We start from the raw sequence: 21579 nt of genomic DNA, 5'->3' as shown, positions 1-21579 counted from the left end.
TCGAAGATAATAAAAAAAGTAGGGACGCGATGCCACACGTCCCTACCAGATTTTTTATTATTTATTCTTTTTCTCCAGTGCCAGATCGATGACTTCTTTCATCTTTTTGACATAATGGAATTTCAATCCTTTCACATAATCCGCGGTGATTTCTTCCACGTCTTTGCGGTTGCGTTCGGATAAAATAATCTCTTTGATATTTGCGCGTTTGGCAGCCAGGATCTTTTCCTTGATCCCGCCAACCGGAAGCACTTCTCCGCGAAGAGTAATCTCCCCGGTCATTGCCAGGTTTTTCTTCACTTTTCTACCGGAGAAAGAACTAGCCAGAGATGTCAGCATGGTGATACCGGCACTCGGACCGTCTTTTGGAGTAGCTCCTTCCGGAACGTGGATATGAACGTTTTTCTCGTCGAACAATTCCTGCTCCAGGTCTAACCAATCACTATGAGCTTTTAAGAATTCCAAAGCAATAACTGCGGATTCTTTCATGACATCGCCCAGGTTACCTGTCAGGGTCAATTTCCCCTTTCCTTTCGTTAATGAAGATTCTATGAACAGGATATCGCCACCGACACTTGTCCAGGCCAGACCAGTTACAACTCCCGGCACATCGTTGTTATCGTATTTTGTTCTTTCGCGGCCAGCTCCAAGAATATCAGGCAGTTCATCAAGATCGATCTTTTCTTTAAATACTTCTTCCAGTGCTACCTGTTTAGCTCTGTGACGCGCCAATTTTGCCAGTTTTTTATCCAAACCTCGCACCCCCGATTCATTGGTGTAGTTTTCAATGATACGTTCGAGGGTTTTGCGGTCAACTGTCAGATCTTTCTTCGAAATTCCATGGGCTTCCAGTTGCTTCGGGAGTAAGTGTTTTTTAGCGATCTCAATTTTTTCTTCAATCGTATAGCCGTTCACTTCGATAATCTCCATTCTGTCTAATAATGGTCCCTGGATCGTAGACAAACTATTTGCCGTAGCAATGAACATGACTTTTGAAAGATCAAATTCTGTTTCAACATAATTGTCGTAAAACGCTGCATTTTGCTCCGGGTCCAATACTTCCAGCAATGCAGAAGACGGATCTCCATGGTTGCCTCTTCCTAATTTATCGATCTCATCCAATACAAATACCGGATTGGCAGAAGCTGCTTTTTTTAAGTGCTGCATCACCCTGCCAGGCATCGCCCCGATATAGGTTTTGCGGTGACCACGGATTTCAGCTTCGTCATGCACACCACCCAGCGACATGCGCACGTATTTACGCCCCAATGCTTCTGCAACGGATTTCCCCAAAGATGTTTTTCCAACTCCCGGAGGGCCGTAGAAACATAAGATCGGAGATTTCATGTCGCCTTTCAGTTTTAAAACAGCTAAGTATTCCAGTATACGCTCTTTCACCTTTTCCAGCCCGAAATGATCACGCTCCAGGATTTTTGCTGCATGCTTCAAATCCAGGTTATCCGTAGAATATTCGTTCCATGGCAGATCCAATAAAGTATCCAGGTAATTCAACTGAACAGTATATTCAGCTCCCTGCGGGTTCATGCGCTGCAATTTCGCCAGTTCTTTGTAAAACAATTTCGAAACTTCTTTCGACCACAGTTTTTTGGATGCCCTTTCTTCCAGGTCTTTCACATCCTGTTCCTGCGGATTGTCCCCCAATTCATCCTGGATAGTACGAATTTGCTGGTGCAGGAAATATTCACGCTGCTGGCGGTCCATATCCAAACGCACTTTGGACTGGATTTCGTTACGCATTTCCAACAACTGTGATTCCAGTGTCAGATGTTCCACTACCATGCGTGCTCGTTTGCGGAAATCCAATTCTTCCAGTAATTCCTGCTTTTTCTTCACATCGGCATTCATATTCGATGAAATGAAATTCACCATGAAGGTCGGCGATTCTATATTTCCGATTGCAAATGCTGCTTCGGAAGGAATGTTGGGACTGTCTTTAATAATTTGAAGGGCCAGTTCTTTGACGTTCCGGAACAACAGTTCCATCTCCTGGTCGTCTTTTTCGGGAAGGATCTCTTTCAGGAAACTCACCTTCGCACGCATATACGGTTCTGTTTGGTAAGGTTCTGTGATTTCGAAGCGTCTTTTCCCTTGAATAATAACTGTCGATGATCCATCAGGCATTTTCAGCAGGCGAACAATCTGTGCAACTGTTCCTATGCGGTGAAGATCATTGAATTCAGGACTTTCTTCCTCCTGGTCAATTTGGGCAACGACACCGATAATGCGCTTTCCGTTATTGGCATCCTGAAGCAATTTCAGGGATTTATCGCGACCGATTGTAATTGGGATCATAACTCCCGGAAAAAGTACATTGTTGCGTAAAGGCAAAATAGGCAGATCTTCCGGGAAAACTTCTTTATTCATATTGTCTTCGTCGTCCTGCGACATCAAAGGCAAAAATTCTGCATCTTCTTCCGATGAAACTATAATTGTATGGTCGAATGTATCTTTCATGTATGTGTATATTAACGTCAAAATGTCATTATTCTTATGAATGATTAAGTTCAATTCATTAAAAACAGTTGACGTTAGGGATTGTCAAGCGCTGTGCCAATCCAAATTCCCTGACGAATTGACATATTATCAATTGTTAGATTAAGGTACGACATTTAAATAGAAAAAATGAAACAGGTCAAAAACTTGTAACTATTTTCGATGTTTTGTAAAAGCTCTCTGGACAATTTGGTTCCTTCTTCCATTTATCTCGTCTTTTATTCCAACTTTCTTCTTTTATTTACATTCTAATTTTGAACCATAAGTAATATATCAATCAGTAATCGCCCATTATGAACAAGCTGCCCAATATTCTGCTAATCATACTTTTCGGGTTCATATTATGCGCACCTTTACTCAACGACAGCTTTCATTTTTTCCAGTTTGAACGGAAGGATGAGAACCGAAAATTTCATGATTCGTTAGCTATTTCATGGAATTATCCGGATAGTTTCCCTAAAGATTTTGAAAATTATATCAGTGACAATTTTTCATTCCGGTCACCCCTCATTACTTTTTCCAAAGATTTAAAACTGAACACTTTTCATATATCACCGGACAAACATGAAATCCTAATTGGAAATAAGAACAGGTTCTTCATAGCTAATTACCATCAAAAGATCTATGAAGGAGACATTCCGTTCAGCCAAAGCTGGCTTGATACTTTAGAGGGCGAATGGATACGGAGAAAAAAATACTTTGACAGTTTAGGAATCTCCGCAAGGGTTGTACTGGCACCTATCGCACATGAAATTTACCCGGAAGAATTGCCATTCAACGTTATCAAAAGAAAAGGAAAAGATCCGATCACCCTCTCAGCAGATCGTTTGAACAAGCGTTTCCCAAACCTGGTATTCAATCCCATACCCTTGATAACCGCTAATAAATCCAGGCAAAAAATGTACTATGAACTGGATAATCACTGGACGGAAAACTGCGGCTTTTTAGTTGCGAAATCACTATTAGAAGAAATCAAACGCGATCTATATCCGAATTTAGACCTGAGTCCTTTGGGTCAATTCACCTGGAAAAAAGTAGAACGCGATTTCGGGCACTTTACCAATGTTTTAGCTACGGATAAACTCTCTGAAAACATCCTGTTGATTGACAAAAGTCCCCCGAATATGGAAGTTCTTGAGAATTTACCCCTGGAATTTGAAAAATATGGAGTCGGGGAACAAGACCAGCAGGCCCATTACAGAGTCAAAGGCGGTAAAAACAAGTTGCGTGTACTGGTTATCCGGGATTCTTTTGGAGGTGCACTTATACTCCCGATTGCTGCTTGCTTCAGTGAAACCGTCTTTATTTTCGATTCCTGGAAGTATCGTTTAAACAAATCCGTTATTGAAAGCTATAAACCGGATCTGGTAATCTATATTACCTACGAAGAGAAATTAAAAGCTTATACCGATCCGGTAAATTGGAACAACTAAATCCACCACCAACATGTTATTCAGCAGTCTTGTTTTTCTTTTTTACTTTTTGCCACTGGTACTGCTTGTATATTACCTTTCGCCCCGTTATGGAAAAAATGCTGTACTGCTGTTTTTCAGCTTGTTATTCTATGCATGGGGCGGAATAAATTTAACAGGATTGCTGATAGCATCCGTTACCATCAATTTTTTCATTGCAAAACAAATTAACCGGAGGATTTACGCAAAAAAATGGCTGATCACCGGCGTCATCGGAAATGTATTGCTTTTGGTGATTTTTAAATACACCGGTTTTTTCGTTGACAACATCGGGTCACTTTTTCACAAAGACACACACGACTGGGTTCATATCGCCCTTCCGATAGGTATTTCCTTTTATACTTTCCACCAGATCTCCATGCTGCGCGACATTTACCAAAATCCGGACCTTCCTAAAGTTCACTATTCCCGGACCATGTTATATGTCGTTTTCTTTCCGCAGCTGGTCGCAGGGCCAATTGTAAGATATAAAGACATCATTTATCAGCTTAAAGCACGTTCCGAAAGTCTTGATCAATTAGCCCTGGGAATCAAACGTTTCATCGTTGGATTATTTAAAAAAGTGATTATAGCCAACACTTTGGCCGGTATCGCAGATGCGATCATTGATGCCGATCATTCAACATTGAGTACCGGAGCAGTATGGCTGGGAATTTTAGCCTATACGCTTCAAATTTATTTCGATTTCTCCGGTTATTCCGATATGGCAATCGGTTTAGCGCGTATGTTCGGGATATCCCTTTTGGAAAACTTCGAATTCCCTTATATCTCGACCTCTATCAAAGAATTTTGGCGCAGGTGGCATATTTCGCTTTCTACCTGGTTCCGGGATTATGTCTATATCCCATTAGGTGGAAACCGTGTTTCTCCTGTGAGGAACTATATCAATCTATTCCTGGTCTTTGCACTAACCGGATTTTGGCACGGAGCCTCCTGGAGCTTTCTTTTCTGGGGGATCTTTCATGGTGTTTTCCTAATCATTGAGCGATTGGGATTTGATAAAATCCTTTCGAAAACGCCAATCATTATTCGCTGGTCATACACCATGCTTATTGTAATGATCGGGTGGGTTTTCTTTCGAATAGAAGATTTTGATGAAGCTTTCAAGTTTGTCGGTCGACTATTTACTACCAATCATGAGGCTACACGTGTCTTTTATTATTTCCTGGATTACGAACGTATAACCGTTCTTTTACTGGGAATTTTGCTAAGCCTTCTCCCCTTCAATTCCTGGCTCAAAGAAATCAGGCCTGTATCCGGTATACCAACAATTTTACTAGAAACCGGAAGAAATCTGCTTTTATTAGCTGCTCTTCTGTATTGTGTCATGGAATTAACAAGCAGTTCGTACAACCCGTTCATTTATTTTAATTTTTAAGTTTTTGGGGAATTCCAATTTTTCGGTACATCGAAATGTTTTCACCATTCCATTTCAATCGTGAAAAACAAACAGTTAGTCTAAAGATTTCCAATAATGGAAGCAAGACGGTTTTTTATGTCTATCTTGCCCGACTAACATAATTGAATGAGCGAAATCGGTTCAGTGAAATGGAAGAAGAAAGACCTTGAACACTTCTTTCCAACACTCAAAAAACGCATAGACGGATACTTTAGCGGAAACAAGATCAAAAAACAAGGAAACTCGAAGTTATACATCAAGGCGTTCATTCTCTTAGCAATGTATACAGCTCCTTTTTGTATTCTTCTGACGGTTACACTACCTGTTTATGCACAATTACTGCTTTGGAGCCTCATGGGATTTGCCCTGGCGGGAATTGGAATGAGTGTGATGCACGATGCCAATCACGGAGCTTTCTCCAAAAACAAGACTTTGAACTATTTCATGGGACATACCCTCAATTTGCTGGGTGGATCGGTATGCAATTGGAAAATGCAGCACAACGTCCTGCACCATACCTATACCAATGTTGTAAATATGGACGAAGATATTGATGACAAATTACTGATGCGGTTCTGCCCCCATTCCGAGCGTAAAGCATACCATCGCTTCCAGTTCATTTATGTCGTTTTCTTTTATTCGATATTGACTTTGTACTGGGTAACATTGAAAGATTTTGTTCAATTTTTTCAATACCGTAAGCACAAAACTTTTTGTGAGGAGAAGAAAAGCAACTGGCGAAAGATCTTACAAATCGTTTCCATGAAGGGAATTTATTTTTTCACGGCCTTGTACCTTCCGATCGCTATTGTCGGATTACCCACCGGTACCACGATCCTTGGTTTTTTGGTGATGCATGCCATTGCAGGTTTTATTCTTGCATTGATCTTTCAACTAGCCCATACCGTTGAGGGAACGAGTCATCCTCTGCCGAACGAACAGGGAATCATTGAGAACGACTGGGCAATCCATCAATTGCAGACAACTTCCAATTTTTCACGAAAAAGCAAACTTGTTTCCTGGTATGTCGGCGGATTAAATTTCCAGGTGGAACATCATTTATTCCCCTATATTTCTCACATCCATTATCCTCAAATCGCTGAGATCGTGAAACAAACCGCTACCGAATTTGGGGTTCCTTATTTGGAAAACCGTACTTTGGCAGGCGCGGTCAACTCACACTTTTCCTTTTTGTATCAGCTGGGAAAACCGGATCTGTTAATTCCCAATTCCTAATTACGAGTTACGAATTATTCTTAGAATAAGGGGCGAATCTCTGTGGTCAACAGCCCGGAACAGTATGTATTTCCTGCAGAAATGTAACGGCTTAACTTATCCAGAAACTCAAGTTCCATTTGATCTTAATATGTGGACCCAAAAACTAAAAAACCCATCCACCTTTTGGCGAATGGGTTTCATTGATCAAGAATCTTTTACTTAATACTTCACGACCCTTTTCTGCGAATACTTGGATCCGTCTATAATGCGAACCACAAACATATTTCCATCCAATCCGCTAAGATCAAGGACTTCCATATTTTTGTAATCCGGAATTGTTTGAAGGATTTTCCCGTTCAGGTCGAAAACCTGAACCGTTGCTCCCGCCCCGGAAATTCCGTTGATTCGGATAGATCCTGTCGTAGGATTCGGATAAAGTGTGTACAAATCACCATCAATCATATTTTCCCCTACACCTAAATCTTCCGGGATCGGATCAAAATTAATTCCACAAGGTCCATCATTACTCAGGAATGCATTTCTAACCGCTTCTGCTTTCACAAACAGATCTGTTACCGGTTCAAAAATGGTTGTCCCCGGTGCATCCAAACGTTTAACCAGGTATGCATAATCCAATTCGACCATGTCACCATTACTCAAAGCAGTTTTTCCAAAAGAGTAGATCCCACGGCGGTCGCCTGCCGGATTTGAAGTTGATCCGCTTCCGCATGGTTCATATTCTGACCACACAAACCCGGGATCAACACCTCCTGTTCCGAAATGCAGCGGATCCGAATCTCCGGTATACATGAAATTGGATTCGATTGTTCCTACACAAGGTGCACCCGGAAATCCAGTTCCTCCATAGTAAATCTGATCACCAAACTGCCAAAGCCCGTTTAAGTAATTAACCAATTGAGTCGAATTCGTAGGATCTGATTGTCCGGCAGCAGAGTTTGTTCCGGTAAATATTGTCGAAGCAAATAAACCGGAGTATTCGTTATCAATCACTCCATCGTTAAAACCGTAACCATTTACAGATTCTCCGGGCATGATACCAATTTCATTGTCCAGACCATCATTTTCCTGTTTGAATCCTTTCAACACCATAACCCCCTGCGCAGGAAGTGTATCGTTGAAACCAAGTCTGCCGGAATTTGCTTCGTCATTTAAATCTGCATTGTAATTGTAAATCATTCCCAACCCGACATTCGTACCTATGTAATCATCGTTGTAATTCCCCATGTCTCCATCGAAATTTCCTCCGAAGTAAAGCGAATCCATTTCAACTCCGCGCGAAATCAATTTAACCTTACGCATCAATACATTATCAAAAGTTTCACTGGTATCGCATAACTGTGTATAAACGTAGCTGTGAATTTCAAATGCTTTTCCGGCATCTCCGTTATCCCTGTAGTGTGTAATGCTGAATACACAATCATTCCCATAAATCTTCGGATAATCCCCCTGTAAAGGTTCATAAATACCGTTGGAATTAACGTCTACAAATTCAGCAAGATCTGCAGCCTGACCGACAGCTGTGTTTCCGTGAGCGGGCCAATTTCTGATCCCGAAAACAGGAATGTATGCCGACGACCCCATCTGAACGGAATCAATGTGGTCTTCAATCATTTGAAGACTTACATGGTACGGACGATTGTATTTTGCTTCCTGTACTTCATTGTAAGAGGCATTTGTAGTATATGGACCGGGAAGTTCGTCAAACTGATCCAAATAAGTAGAACGATCATTCGCAAGAACCTCCGAATTTACAAATCCTACAAATCTTTCGGATAGGTTATACACCGCCGAGCGTTTATCATAAGTTAATCCAGCAAGATTATCAAGTGTTGTTGCGATCACTTTTGTTCCCAATCCGATATTGGCCATTGTTTTCGACCCGGATTTCATTTTCACGTTGTATTCCGAAAAGTCCAGGATTGGTTTTTGCGTATATTTCTCACAAAAAATGCTTGTTCCGGCACTTGCCGTTCCCGACAGATCTTCCGAAATTCCTTTTACAAGTCCGTTTCCTAAAATATAGTTCATCCCGTTAGCAGAAAAGAACTGGTAAACTGCCGGTACAATACCCGTTAATGAATCTGTTACCATAAAGGATGCATCTGCCTTGTAGAAAGTGGAAGGAGCATTTGTTCCCATGGCCTTACTAAAAATATGATAACTGTTATTGAAAAAAGCAACCTGGTTAATCGGCTTGATAGAATTTACGGAAAAAGTTCCCGAAGTTCCCAGTACGCCGGCAGCGTTGTAATGCTCCACAGTCATTCCATTTGTTATTCCAATGGTTGTTGGATTAACTAAAAACGAACTTACGGATCTGTTCGCAGCTACACCGGTAGTTATGGCAGTATAATTATTTGCGGCATTTCTTGTGAAAATCTTCGCATTCGTTAAGCCTCCGTAGCAAATCACTTTTTCCACTCCATTCATTAGCAATAAGTTCCCGTTTTTCCAACCGTTGATTGTATTGCTATAGGTAACTGACATGGTAATTGAAGCATCGACCATTTCTTCAGAAGGAGCTCCAAAAGAAGTTGTATTGACAGCCAGACGAACCAAGCCGCCCGTACTTTTCACCTGATAGGAAACCAATTCGTCTCCGATCAGTTTTGCTTCAAAGTAACCAATCCTGTATGTACTGGATGTTACCTGGGAACTGATCAATGCTCCCGTACTTTTATTGACTTTCAGCCAAACAATATTCAAAGCCGAATTGCTTCCGGCTTCCAGTACATAAAACCGCTCCGTTTGGTTTTCAAACACTCCCAGCAGGTATTCATTTTGAATTCCGGAAGGAAGCGTAAGTGTGTAGTTTTGACGAACTACATCCAGTACTTCTCCCAGGTCATCTAATTTCTGGGTTGTTAATTCGATCTGGCTGGCGGAACCAGCGCCCAAACTTACCAGGTGCTGCTGATTTTGATCATCAAAATAGGTGTAACCTGAAAAGGTAGTCCTGGATGGTGTTGCATGTAAGTAGGTCCTATTAAATTGAGAAAAAGCAGTTCCTCCGATTAATAGCACGAGACAGGTAGAAATTATCTTCATGGTGATTTTTTTTAGGTGTTAAACATCTATTCACTTTTAGAGGTGAACGAGAGTTTAAAGGAAAGGGTTGGTAGGTCGGATTCATTTTTATCCGATCGGACGAAACTCAAAAAGTGCTGTTCCGGGAAATGGAACAGCACCGTAAGTTCCATAACTTTTAAAGCTTCACCACTCTTTGCTACATGCTTCTTCCGTTCTCAAGGATTTTGATCAGGAAAACTTTTCCGCTAAGTGCCTCTAGTGAAAGCGGGCCTTCCGGGCTGATATTTTTCTCAGTCAAGAGCAATTTCTCGTTCAAATCGTATACTTCAACCGATGCATTACCTGTAATTCATTCAGAACAATCATATCATAAGCAAAATTCTTGATGGTGGTATTGTAAAATCTGAGTTTAACAGCTTTAATCCGTTGGAACAAATACTTGTAAAAATCAGATGCAAATTGAGGTTTAACCAATCCTTAATTATTCTTTATAAAGGATTATGGCTTGTGAAACAAGACAACATTATTCTCTTTTTTTATTTTCGATATCCACTGGGCAAGATGAGAAGCAAAGTTAGTTGTCTCATAATCTTCATCCGAAAAAAAAGGATCGGACAAAACAAAAGGCTTATGTGGATTTAAATAATTTATATTGAAAATTAAATCCTCCGACTTAAATAATTTAAACCAGCTCCTGGTATGCATATCCTGAGCAATAAAATATTCAATTGATATTTCCGGAGTTAATAGAAATAACTGACCATTCAAATACAAGTAATTTTTCTTCTTATCCGAAAAGATTGCTATCAACTGCTTATTAAGCACCTCATAAAGACCATCTTTCTCAGTAGCTGAAGCTGAATATGGTTCTTCCTCAAAAAACTGAATTATCTCATTTTCAATCAGAATTTTTCTTGCTATTTTATAATTTCCAAAGTTCAATAAAATCACATCATTCTATATTTCAATAATACTCGCTCTAAAGATAAAAATTCTGTTGGAGTAACCTTTCCATCAAAATAAGTCAAAAATCTTTGCCCCAGAGCTATTTTGTCTTCCGCTCCTTCAAATATTTCCGATGCGCTTCCTGCAATTTTACTATAAATTTCATTCATTTGGCTAGGAGTCGCTTGAGAAAGATCTTCCACAATATCTTTAGAATATTTTTTTAATGCGCCTTGCCAGGTAAGTCCCCATTTGTCACCGGTTCCTTTTACAACATACTCAAAATGATTCCGCTTATAGATCCATTCCATTAAATCATCCGGAGTTATCTTTTTGTAATGTATGGTTAAGTCTCTTCTATTTCCAAAAAGTGTCTGTGCAATTTCAAGTGGGGTCTTACCCTGACTTTCTAATTCGATTTTCTTCTGAGCCAATGCTTTTACTTTTTGGGCATATTCTGATCTCAGATTTGGTATTTTTGCTACTTCTCTTAACTCCTCTATATTACTACTTCGAACACCGGTTTTCCAAATTTCAAATAAACCTTCATTCTGAAGTTTTTTCAAATCCTCTAAGTGACTTTTTGAAAAATCATCCAAAAATTGAGTATAAAGAGCTTCGCTAAGGCCGTTCACATTATTCTTCAAAGATTTAAGCGATGGTCCATTAAGCATTTCTAATAATGTTTCCGTTCTCTGAAACTTCTTTAAAAGAGCTAATGCAAAATCACGCAATTTCCTGATCTTGTCCTGAAACTGAATTGAAACCTGGCTAGGGATATTTTTCAATTTGTCAAGATCTATATTTTTGACAAAGTTTGCGGCATTATCAAGATTTGAGATCATCATTGCACCGCCAGAAAATAGCATGGCAGCCGTGCAAAAATCATTCAATTTCGAAATGATATAATAGGATTCCGAATTTGGATCCAATGTATTTAAAACATCCGTTACAATAATTGGTGCCTGAACAGAATATGCAATAACCTCAGTTACAGCACACAATTCTGCAATACCACCCGCAGCAACCTGAGCCTCAGCTAAAGGCAGCATAATTATTCCACCAGCAACAGTTGTTACTACATTTAATTCGTATTCAAATTTTCTATCTTGCCCGGATTTATTCACTGCCGCCAAATAAAAGGCTGGTACTAATTTCATTTCTCCAGCGGCTAATTTGAAATATTGGGAAGAATAATTATACTCACTGGCACCATATATCAATATAACATCCAAAGGATTGTATTGGTGTTTAAGCTCACTTGGAGGAATATAACCATTGCCATATTGAAAATGCATGTTAATCCAAACCTTACCTGCCGGATCAGACTCAACTAACGAACTACCCAAATATCTTTGCTTTTGCTCATACATTGAAATGTAATTATCCATTGCAATGCTCTCATAATAGATCACAGCATTATTATCCAACAGACCTTCGTAATCGTCAAAGGCATTAGTAACAATAGCGGTAAGCAGTTTTGTGAACTCCTCAAAATTATAAGCACCCCATGTATGATTATCAATCCCCTTGTAGAGTCTCCTGAAATATAAATTATCGTTTTCCTTTAAAAAAGTTACTATTTCTTTATACTGTGTGGCAGGCGCATTTCTTAAAACGGCCAAAATTTGTCCTTCAGAACAGGTAGTTGAAGAACTAAAGATTCCCATATCACACTCATCAATATCATTTGATTGTGCAAGGGTTTTTATAATTTGCTTTCGTGCTTTAACTGACAATTCAGAATAATGACCTTCACATAGACCGGCCAATTTTGTATTTAATCCATCCGGATTATTGATAGGCCAATTTTCAATCTCGCTATTAAACGATGTTGCATTATCAGTCCTAGCCCTTAAAGTCCCCTTAAACTGATCTATATAATGTTCTTTTTGTGCTTCCGAATACTGATTAATTGGCCTCCAGTAGGAAAAATTACCATCCGTTGGAATAGGTGATAATTCATCTTCATACAGGTAAGTATTTAATTGTTTATGATTTCTTATAGGAAAATCCACTGAATTACAAGCCTGAATACTAATATATACTCCAGGATTAGAATTAATATAATTCGCACATTGAATAGCTTGATTGTAGTTATACCCAAAAAATTCCGTACTATTTAATACCAAAAAACCTTTTGCATAATCATTCCAACTGATATTAAAATTCTTAATATCAACCAATGGACCATCATAATAGTCGAATTTCTCCATGAAACTCGCGAACTTATCAAAGTTCTTTGAGGGTTTATTAAGATAAGTTATTGTTTCGGAGGGCCATGAAAAAGAACTTGTTGGCTTAACCAATCGGAAAGCATAGGTTGGAAGATCCGAAAACTGAATGTTATCTAAGGAATAGGTTACAACTCCATTAACTTCAGGAATTCGATTTACAATTTCCTGAGCATCAGGATAATATGGAAAACCTAGTATTACCTGTCGATCACTTTCGGGAATTTCCTTAGAATAGGGGTCTTCATAGTAAACCCTGGTATCCCCCTCTTTGTATGCATATCCGGCAAAATCAGTTTCAGTACCAAAACTAAAATATCGCTTACCATTATAGCTAAACTCAACTAAAGTCCCAGCAGGAACATTTAATCTGGTGTTTTCGGAAAAACTTTTATAAGAGTTATTATCTGAAATACAAATATTAGTTAATCCATCCACAGGGATTGATATAATTCCACCAGAGGGATCAAAAAATGTAAACGTATTATTAGCATTCTTCAAAGGCAAAAGTCGCTTGAGATAATTGCCGCTTACGTCAGATTCATTATCTTCCTCTTCATCCCATAAACCAGTGCCGTTTGGATTTCTTAACTCCTCCCATTGGCTGAATAATAAATTATCATCACTGACATAATCCATTAAATTATTAGAACTACCTCTTTCAGGCCCATTATTTTTCCAGCTATGTTCCAAAAAACCTGCCCCATGTCCCAACTCATGGGCATATGTTCGGAAGGTGCTTCCTGACTGGATGAATCCGATATTTTTACCTCGAACCATATAACCATCTACGGGAAGATTATGAACCGTATCCATCAAAGAAGAAACTATGAAAAAATAGAAAGAATTATCTTCTTCTTCATGTGTATCAAAATAGCTGTTCCTGATCTGGCGCATCTTACCAGAATACTTACTCATTAAAGTTGCATCTGGAATATTCAGACTACTGAGTGATGAATATTTACCAACCCCTGTAGTATCACTAATAGTTATAGTGAAATCAATACCAGACTCTCCCAGAGTAGTATTCAAATAGGTTCTTAATTGACTACCATCAATAGTTCCACCAATAGGAATAACAACTATATTTTTTTGAATTAATTCATAAACCACCACATTCAACTTACCGATCTTCAGATTATCGGAGATCGCGTAAATGGCAAATTCGTCATCATCATTGAATGCCGGTAAATCGAATACGAATACTCTTTTGCCGCTTGAAACTGTGCTTGAAGCCGGCGCCAAAGGTGTTGCAAGTCCGGCCCAGGAAAGCTGCACATTGGTAGCCGTGTACTTGTTTTCCGGAACACTCAGGGAAACTTTGTCGGGTTGTCCTTTTATCAACGATTTATTGGCCACAAAATAATTGACAGCATTCGAGGTCCGGATAATCTCGTAATTCGCGTTCCATTCGATGTGCTCGAAAGGATCAAATCCACCGGTTTCCTGTGCATGCTGCTCAAACACACCAATCTCCGTATCCGGAACATCCAGCTGTTCATCCGACACATCGAGGTAACTGCTCCAGATCACCGTTCCGTTCGGATAGATCGTAACCTGGTTTCCTGCTACGTCATTAATGATAACCGGACAAGTGGCACAAGGGAAAGTAAATGTGGTATCTATTCCATCAATTACCACATGTGCAATAGAATCGGACACATAAGCCGAATCAACCGTTCCGTTCACAAAGATCGGGTCCTGGAACTGCTGGTACTGATCTTCCAGCCAGGCATCCAGTCCATCTGTGATCACATGCGCCGTTCCTTCCCATACATCGTATTCCTTGTCGATCTTCAGGTTGTCAAACTTCACCCGTGCTTCCGCTCCGAAGAGGAAATCTACCGGGATGAGTCCCGTACCACTGAAATGCCCGGGCTGACCGGTATTCTGAACGGAAACAAACTCCAGCTGGAACATCCCGATCTTGACTTTCATTCCAGGATCTGCGTATTCCAAAGGCTGGAATGCGGTTGCTCTTCCCGGGAAATTGGCTACTCCACAACTATAAGTTCTTGGCGGAGCTGTAGTGAAAGTGCGTATTTCGGTTGGCTCGGAAACAAAACTCCCCAAACGTCCTGCCACGCTCGCTTCGTAAGTCGTTGCAGGCTCCAGCTGGTAAATGGCCTTACTCAAATCGTTGACCGTATCGGAGAACCATTCGAAGGGCTGCTGACCGGCAGGAACTTTTCTGCGGTATTTTAGAATAAACTGGTTGAACGTAGCCGATGAGTTCGGATCTTCCTTCACCACTTTCCAGGTTCCCGTTCCTTTGGATTCGGAATTGGAAACCAGGTCTACCCACTCCACGGAAAGTCCGTTAGCCAGGGCTTCCTCAATAGACTGCGCTGCACCATACTTAAATTTGCACGGAGCTGACCAGCCGCCATTCTGGAACTGATTCGTGGAACCGTTCAGGCTGGTCTTCACATACCAAACATATTCCTGCCCCACAATGAGCTGATTATTGATCGGTAAAAGCGTGTGAGCCGTAATTGGACCCAATTCCACCGGATCCATAGCCAAAGCCAGGCCATTCGGTGTAAGAGGAGGATTGGTATTCACTGTGCCCAGCCAATTGTAGATATACAAGGTGTTTTCTACTTCCTGCTGCAAACCGATCGGTGCAAGTGCCGGAATAAAATTGAACTGCAAAGGAAGGGTCCGTAGATCGGTGGAAGCCGGGTATCCCGCAGGGATCTGAACAGTAGCATTACAAGCCGGCTGCAGCAAAGATGCCGGCTGACCGTATCCCATGTAAAAGTAACCGCAGCCATTTTGGGAAAGCACTTCACCGCTTTGGTTTTTAATCACATCAATGCAGATAGAGGTATTTCCTTCCGGTAGTTTCCCCGGATTGAAATTCAGGGTCTGCCCGGTAGAACTGAAGAACACCGCCAGGTCTTCCATGGGAACCTGCACCGGTTGTCCCGGATTCAGGACATAAATCAGGTTATTCGGAAGGGAGCGGAATTGGTATCCCGGACCATTCAGTTCCATTTTCAGTTTCACAGAAATGGGTCCCGAATTGAAATCAGTCAGTGTCAGGAACACATTCAATGCCCCCTGCTCCGAAAATGAATTCAAATAGTTGCGGTGAGGCGGTGTCGGTACAACGGTTACCTGAACCGGATAAACCTGTGCATGGATTCCTGATCCGGCAAAAAGCAGGAGCAAAAAGAGTAAACGAAATTTTATTCGGAAAAAGTAATTACGCATTAGAATCCGTAGTTAAGATTGAAAATAAGGGCAATATCTCCCTGGTTTTTGGAGGTTTTGGCAACTGCAAACCGGTTCACCAAACTTCCGTTCAGTGAAAAGTTCAACGAACCGAATTTTTTGTCCCACCAGGTAGGCTTAAACGAAAGTCCGACCCGCGTATTCATGACGTGGTTGGCAAGCTTTGAATTCGTGTAATTCTGATTGTAGGTAAGTCCTGTGGTGAGGTTGATCCACTTCAAAATTGGTTTCGAGTAATTCACTCCCGGACCGAAATACAGGTTTTCATTGCTCATGGCCCTCGACTGGCTTCCGTTGATTGTCCAGCCCAATGAAGATTTCGATTTCTCAAAAGAAAGTGTGTGACCGAACATCCCGGTTAATACCGTTACAGGACCGGTTTGGTTCGTTCCCGAAACATTGAAGCCGAAAGCGGCAGCATCTTCCAGGCGTCCGGTAATGTTTTCGCTTACGGAATAATTCCCGTTCAACATCAAAGTGCTTTTACGCTTCTTCCCAAAATTGTAAGACATGCTTGCGCTCGCATTCGTAGAAATCTGGTAGAAATTCAGGGTGTCTCCGACCGGGTTGTAGAAAGGATCTGAAGCCGGATTCCGTTTCGAGAAAGAAGAGAAATTCGAGTAATTTCCGGAAACCGTAAAGTTTTTGAAAGGCATACTTGAAAGGGCAATTGTTCCTACCCAGCGTTTCATTTCATTAGCACTCAGGTTATTCAGGTTGTTGCGTTGAACTCCGGTATTGATATTGATGTTCAGTTTCCCCCTGAAAAGTGCAATTGCCGGTGTAAGCGTAATATTCTCCAAATCGTTGTTGAAGTACATACCGCCAAGTGTGGTGTATCCCGGATCAATCCGTTCGTATTTCGCCCCGATGGAGAACACCTTGTACTGATAATTGATCGACCCGTTGAAAGCCCCGAAAGCAATCGTAGACTGGTTTCCGTTTACAAGCGGCGACATGGTTTTTGCATACGTCTTGCGTTCAATCTTTTCCGTAAGCTCAGTATTTCGTGTAAGAATACTGGATGCATATTCCGCAGTCATCAGGATCGATTTCCCGATTTTTCCTTTCAAAGCCAGAGACGCCACGATATTGTCCATCGGAGTAATGGTTGCGCTGTTTGGAACGACTGCCAATGAAGTACGCTGATCAGAGGCTTTCAACAAAATAAAAGTAGCTCCATAACCTTTGTCTTCATATCCGACAGAAATTCCACCGCCCCATCTTCTGTAGGCCATCGTTTCAATGTTGTTGATCTCCGGGATAAAGGCTACCTGCTTTTTCAGTCTTCCTCCAAAACCCTGGATCTTCCATTTACCCGGTGTGTATTCCAGTCCTGCACCTGCAAAGTTCAATCCGGCAAGCGTGTAAGGTGAAAACGACATGGAAATGACTCCCACATGTCCTTTGATCTTCTTGTAAGTCGGATGCAGTGCCGTTATATTGAAGGGCTGCGTAAAATTTCCGCCCTGGTTGGTGTACGAAAATGTAAAAGGCATGGAAAAATCAAGCACCGAAAAAGTTACATTTCCACCAACCACCCAGGAGAACGGATCTCTGGCCAGAGTCTTTCCGTAGGCCTGATTCAAATTCGAAGAAAAGTTCAATCCACCGGAAACTTTCATCATTCCTTTTTTACCGATCTTATCCAGGTTTTGGGAAAACGCAAGGATAGGCAGCAGGAAGCAAAAACAAAAAACCACTTTCATCATTGCACAATCAGTTTAATTTGTGCAGCACCGTACTCGGCCAAAATATGAATCAGGTAAGTTCCAGAAGCTAATGGAGGCAGATTATATGTTTTTACAATATCGCCTTCCGCGGTCCCTTCATCCGAAATGGAATTCAGAACTTCTCCCAAACTGCTGGTAAAAATCACTTCATAGTGCTGCAGACCTGCGATATTAAAGCTCAGTGTAACACCTTGACTTTGGTTTGCCGAAATCGGGTTCGGATAAAGCTGTACATTGCTGATACTGTTATCAACTGCCGAATCTCCGAAATTCATAGCGAAATTACCGAAGTAAACATACTTATCGAAAGAATAAAAGCAAGTGTCAGCCGGGTTTGCAGCTGTATCGATCAGGAAGCCCGTAAACTGGATTTGGTACCAACCACTATCCGCAGCTGTAAAAATTGCAATGGAATCGTAGGAACTAATCATTTCCACACCGGAAGGCAAGGTCCAGAACACACCGTCGAAATCGGAGAAACCGGAGATATTGACCAGAACAATCGTATCTCCTACCTGGTTGTAAGTTGACACCAGGAAGTCCACCCCAGGATTCTGGATGACTCCTGTAATTTCTGTCGTAAATGCATATTCACAACCCAGTGTATCCTTAATCAAAAGCGGATAGGTGGCAATCTGGTTCACCGGGAAATTGTAATTCGTGGAGTAAGCACCTCCGTTAAAGGCAAACAAATAATCCGAAAGATCTGCGGCTGCTCCACCGTAGATCGAATCGACCTGAATAAAACCACCGCTTCCACAGGAAGAAAAGGCTTCAAAGGTTGCGCTGATCGGAGAGGTAATGTGAGCCATCAGGGTATCAACTCCAACACAGCCTTGTCCGTTCTCTGCCTGGACAATGAAAACAGAATCTTCCCCACCGATACCATTCGGAGTGATTGCCTGGGTTCCATCAGACCAGGAATAAGTCATGGTTCCCGGACCTATTGCAACAGCACTTACCGTAAATGGAGTTCCGGGACATACCAGTGTATCCATCGCGGAAGCAAAGAGTAATTCGTTCGTTTGCTGAATCTGTATCGTATCTGTAACTAAACAGCCGTTTGTTCCTTCCACTTGGTAATAGAATTCTCCGGACCCGTTTACCACCAGCGTATCTGCACCGTTAGAAGTTCCGTTCGCAAGAAGCCATCCCTGATTGGAAATTCCGAAAGTCGGAAAATGTTCCAGGATCAGCTCATCAGCCGAACAGGTTAAACTCGTAGGTCCGCTATAAGCAATAACTGCAGGTTGCCGAATATCAAATACGACCGCTGCCAAAGGCCCGTAAGTTGAACAACCGTTGAGCGGGTTAATCCGGTACTCATCAATGGTCACAGTAACCAGGTTTGCTCCAAGCGTATCAGCTTCCTGATAACTCAGATCAGAAGCTGTTACCCAGACAGAATCGGGCAAAGTATCGCCCTGGTAGATCCAGTAATTATCCGTATTAATGGAGTTATAATCACTTAAAATTACCAACAGCGAATCATTGGTACAGGTGATAGTGCCAACTTGCTGAAAACCGGAAGAAAACCCATTGATCTGTTGAATTGGCGGAGTTAAATCAGTACTTAAGGTTAATTGCGTCGTATCCACACAACCGTTAGAAGGATAGGTCGCAATAAAAATAATGGAAGCCGTATCACTGTAAATGGTCAAAGGATTGGCATTCGAAAAGTCATTAGAAGATTCATTCCATGAAATCACAACCGGAAGTTCGGGAGCCAGCGAATTGGTATCGATCACTTCTATTTGCAGTGAGTCAGAATAACAATTCCAAATCGGCAGGGAGCCGTTCAGAATCATTTCGGGTTTGATCACACTTCGATCTACAAAGACACTATCTCTTACTTTACACATATTACCAGAAGTTTGGCTTACGGTAGCAGTAAAATAACGCGGGAACGAAACCGATTGCACACCACTCAACGTCAATTGAATGGAACTGTTATTAATGGTTGTTCCATTTTCATTTAACCAGGAAAAACTAACTCCCGGAGTAATTGACGAAGCTACCAAGTTCACAGTATCATTCAAGCAAGTCAGCATCAATGAATCTGCTACGGTCAAATCCGGTAAAGGTGCTAAAACAAGTGTTGTTGTAGCCGCTTTTGAGAATAAATAATCCGTTGTCGTATTACAGGTTGAATAAGGTTCTACTTTCAACTCTCCACCGGTAAATGATTCATCAAACATCAACCACATTTTATGGGCTGTAACAGACATAGGGACTATTACAGATCCGTTGAGGCTTGTCCAGCTGCTCGCTGTTGTTGGAACTTCGCTCAGGGTATTAGCCAGGCAATATTTGACTCCGGGCCCGTTGTAAGTCCATCGGTACCCATTTGCATATTTAGCGGGCGGAACCGTATAAGCTTTAATATTTCCGGCACAGACAACCGTATCCAGTTCAAAAGGTGGTGGATTGGGCGGAAGCGAAGCCATATTATACAGGTTATTCATCTTCTTCGCATCTTCCGGTTCCAGGCACATAATGGCCAAACCTGTGCGTGACTGACCTGCAATGGTTGACAAATTATCACTGGAAACGATCAGGAAGTTGTTCGTCAATTGAAGCATTTTCCCCAACAAAGAAGGGGATGCCGAACTACCTCCCAAACTAATGTTGTTCGAAGGCAAAAATGAAAGGGCCAAACTCGATCCGGAGCCTATTGTCCCGGTAACCGAACCACGTTCAATGGTATTATTGCGGATGTAATAGAAATTATTGTTATAAGATACAATTCCTGCATTACCCAACGCATACCCAGTCAACGCAACCGGATGCAATACCTCATAGGAATCAGGATTAACAATATTCAAGGCTCCAAGCAATATTGCTCCACTTCCATGACGCAAATTAGTCAGAACAATACTGTCATTCAAAACAGAGATTTCATTTGCCTGGTGTGTAGGATAGGTCGAACTCGGGTAACTCACGGTATGGTATGAAGGAAGTGTATTCCCCGTCAGCTGTGTCCCCGAGTTATTAAAGAGCATCATTTCCGTTCCGTCCGGATAGGTAATATTATCATAGGTATAATTTCTCATTGCCGGACCAGCAACCACATAGTTGTTATTCAACTTATCGACTGTGAAAATCGGATAGTTGGTATATTGGTCATAATATTCATCTATTCCGGATCCACCTGTAAATTTGGTAGAAACCAGGGCTCCCGAGCTTGCACTAAAAGCAACGATACAATTTCTGGAAGAATCATAAAAACCACCTACCGCTACAATCTCATTTCCATTTAGATCCATATCAGCTACATAATAAGCCGACGCGAAATTATTCAGAAGTTGAAACGCAGGTAGATGGGCAACCACATAAGGGTCGGTTGCAACTGCAGGTGCGGTAATCGTCATTCGGGCAAGGCATTCCTGGCTGGTACCATTTACTACTGTAAATAAGCCTCCGATGTATATATTGGCATTAAAAACCTCCACACAGCGGATTTCATCATTTACAGTTGGAAAAGTTGCATTTACATAATTGAAATTCAGATCAAGTAAGGCCATATTATTTACGGCATGTCCCTGAATACTGGAAAACTTCCCCACAACGATGTATTTCTGCATGCTGGTGATATACTTGATATCAAAGACTTGTCCGCTTGCATCCAAATTCACAACTACATTTTTCAATGTTTGTGCGTGAGAAAAGCAATGAAATAAGAGGACCAGGAACAGGAATGATTTAGATTTCATGTAGCGTTTAAGTTTCTGTTATGCAAAGTGGTTTGCGATTTCAAATCTAAATATTACTTT

At 41.3% G+C, this 21579-nt stretch carries 9 protein-coding genes; 3 read left to right on the top strand and 6 right to left on the bottom strand.

Annotated elements, in window-relative coordinates; genetic code table 11:
* Window positions 1-57: 57 nt before the first annotated feature.
* The gene (gene lon / locus QZT69_RS14630; RefSeq protein ID WP_294676236.1) at window positions 58-2475 is read right to left on the bottom strand and encodes an endopeptidase La; all 2418 of its coding nucleotides are present in this window, start codon (window positions 2473-2475) and stop codon (window positions 58-60) included.
* 332 nt (window positions 2476-2807) lie between these two features.
* Between lon and QZT69_RS14625 the strand changes: the two genes are divergently transcribed.
* The 3 genes from QZT69_RS14625 (at window position 2808) to QZT69_RS14615 (ending at window position 6621) form a co-directional block, all read left to right on the top strand.
* Complete coding sequence (locus QZT69_RS14625) at window positions 2808-3947, top strand: hypothetical protein (RefSeq protein ID WP_294676232.1); 1140 nt, start codon at window positions 2808-2810, stop codon at window positions 3945-3947.
* A gap of 13 nt (window positions 3948-3960) precedes the next feature.
* Window positions 3961-5364, top strand: a complete 1404-nt coding sequence (locus tag QZT69_RS14620) for an MBOAT family protein (protein WP_294676230.1) — start codon at window positions 3961-3963, stop codon at window positions 5362-5364.
* 147 nt (window positions 5365-5511) lie between these two features.
* Window positions 5512-6621, top strand: a complete 1110-nt coding sequence (locus tag QZT69_RS14615) for an acyl-CoA desaturase (RefSeq protein ID WP_294676224.1) — start codon at window positions 5512-5514, stop codon at window positions 6619-6621.
* 201 nt (window positions 6622-6822) lie between these two features.
* Here the strand turns inward: QZT69_RS14615 and QZT69_RS14610 are convergent, their stop codons facing one another.
* From QZT69_RS14610 to QZT69_RS14590, 5 genes are all read right to left on the bottom strand, one after another.
* Entirely contained in the window at window positions 6823-9672 is a 2850-nt protein-coding gene (locus QZT69_RS14610; RefSeq protein WP_294676217.1) for a T9SS type A sorting domain-containing protein, read from the bottom strand.
* Window positions 9673-10152: 480 nt separating this feature from the next.
* The gene (locus QZT69_RS14605; protein WP_294676210.1) at window positions 10153-10605 is read right to left on the bottom strand and encodes a hypothetical protein; all 453 of its coding nucleotides are present in this window, start codon (window positions 10603-10605) and stop codon (window positions 10153-10155) included.
* A complete protein-coding gene (locus QZT69_RS14600; RefSeq protein WP_294676204.1) occupies window positions 10602-16052 on the bottom strand; it encodes a hypothetical protein in 5451 nt (1816 codons plus the stop codon). The genes QZT69_RS14605 and QZT69_RS14600 overlap by 4 nt, the downstream gene beginning before the upstream one ends.
* Window positions 16052-17785 carry a hypothetical protein gene (locus tag QZT69_RS14595; RefSeq protein WP_294676200.1) on the bottom strand — a complete coding sequence of 578 codons (1734 nt, stop codon included), beginning with the start codon at window positions 17783-17785 and terminating at the stop codon, window positions 16052-16054. The genes QZT69_RS14600 and QZT69_RS14595 overlap by 1 nt, the downstream gene beginning before the upstream one ends.
* The gene (locus tag QZT69_RS14590; protein WP_294676195.1) at window positions 17782-21519 is read right to left on the bottom strand and encodes a T9SS type A sorting domain-containing protein; all 3738 of its coding nucleotides are present in this window, start codon (window positions 21517-21519) and stop codon (window positions 17782-17784) included. The genes QZT69_RS14595 and QZT69_RS14590 overlap by 4 nt, the downstream gene beginning before the upstream one ends.
* Window positions 21520-21579 lie beyond the last annotated feature (60 nt).

Origin of the sequence: uncultured Fluviicola sp. (assembly GCF_902168135.1) — a bacterium.
Lineage (GTDB): Bacteria > Bacteroidota > Bacteroidia > Flavobacteriales_D > Crocinitomicaceae > Fluviicola.
The sequence above is the reverse complement of the archived record's forward strand: the minus strand, read 5'-3'. Positions and strand labels throughout refer to the sequence as shown.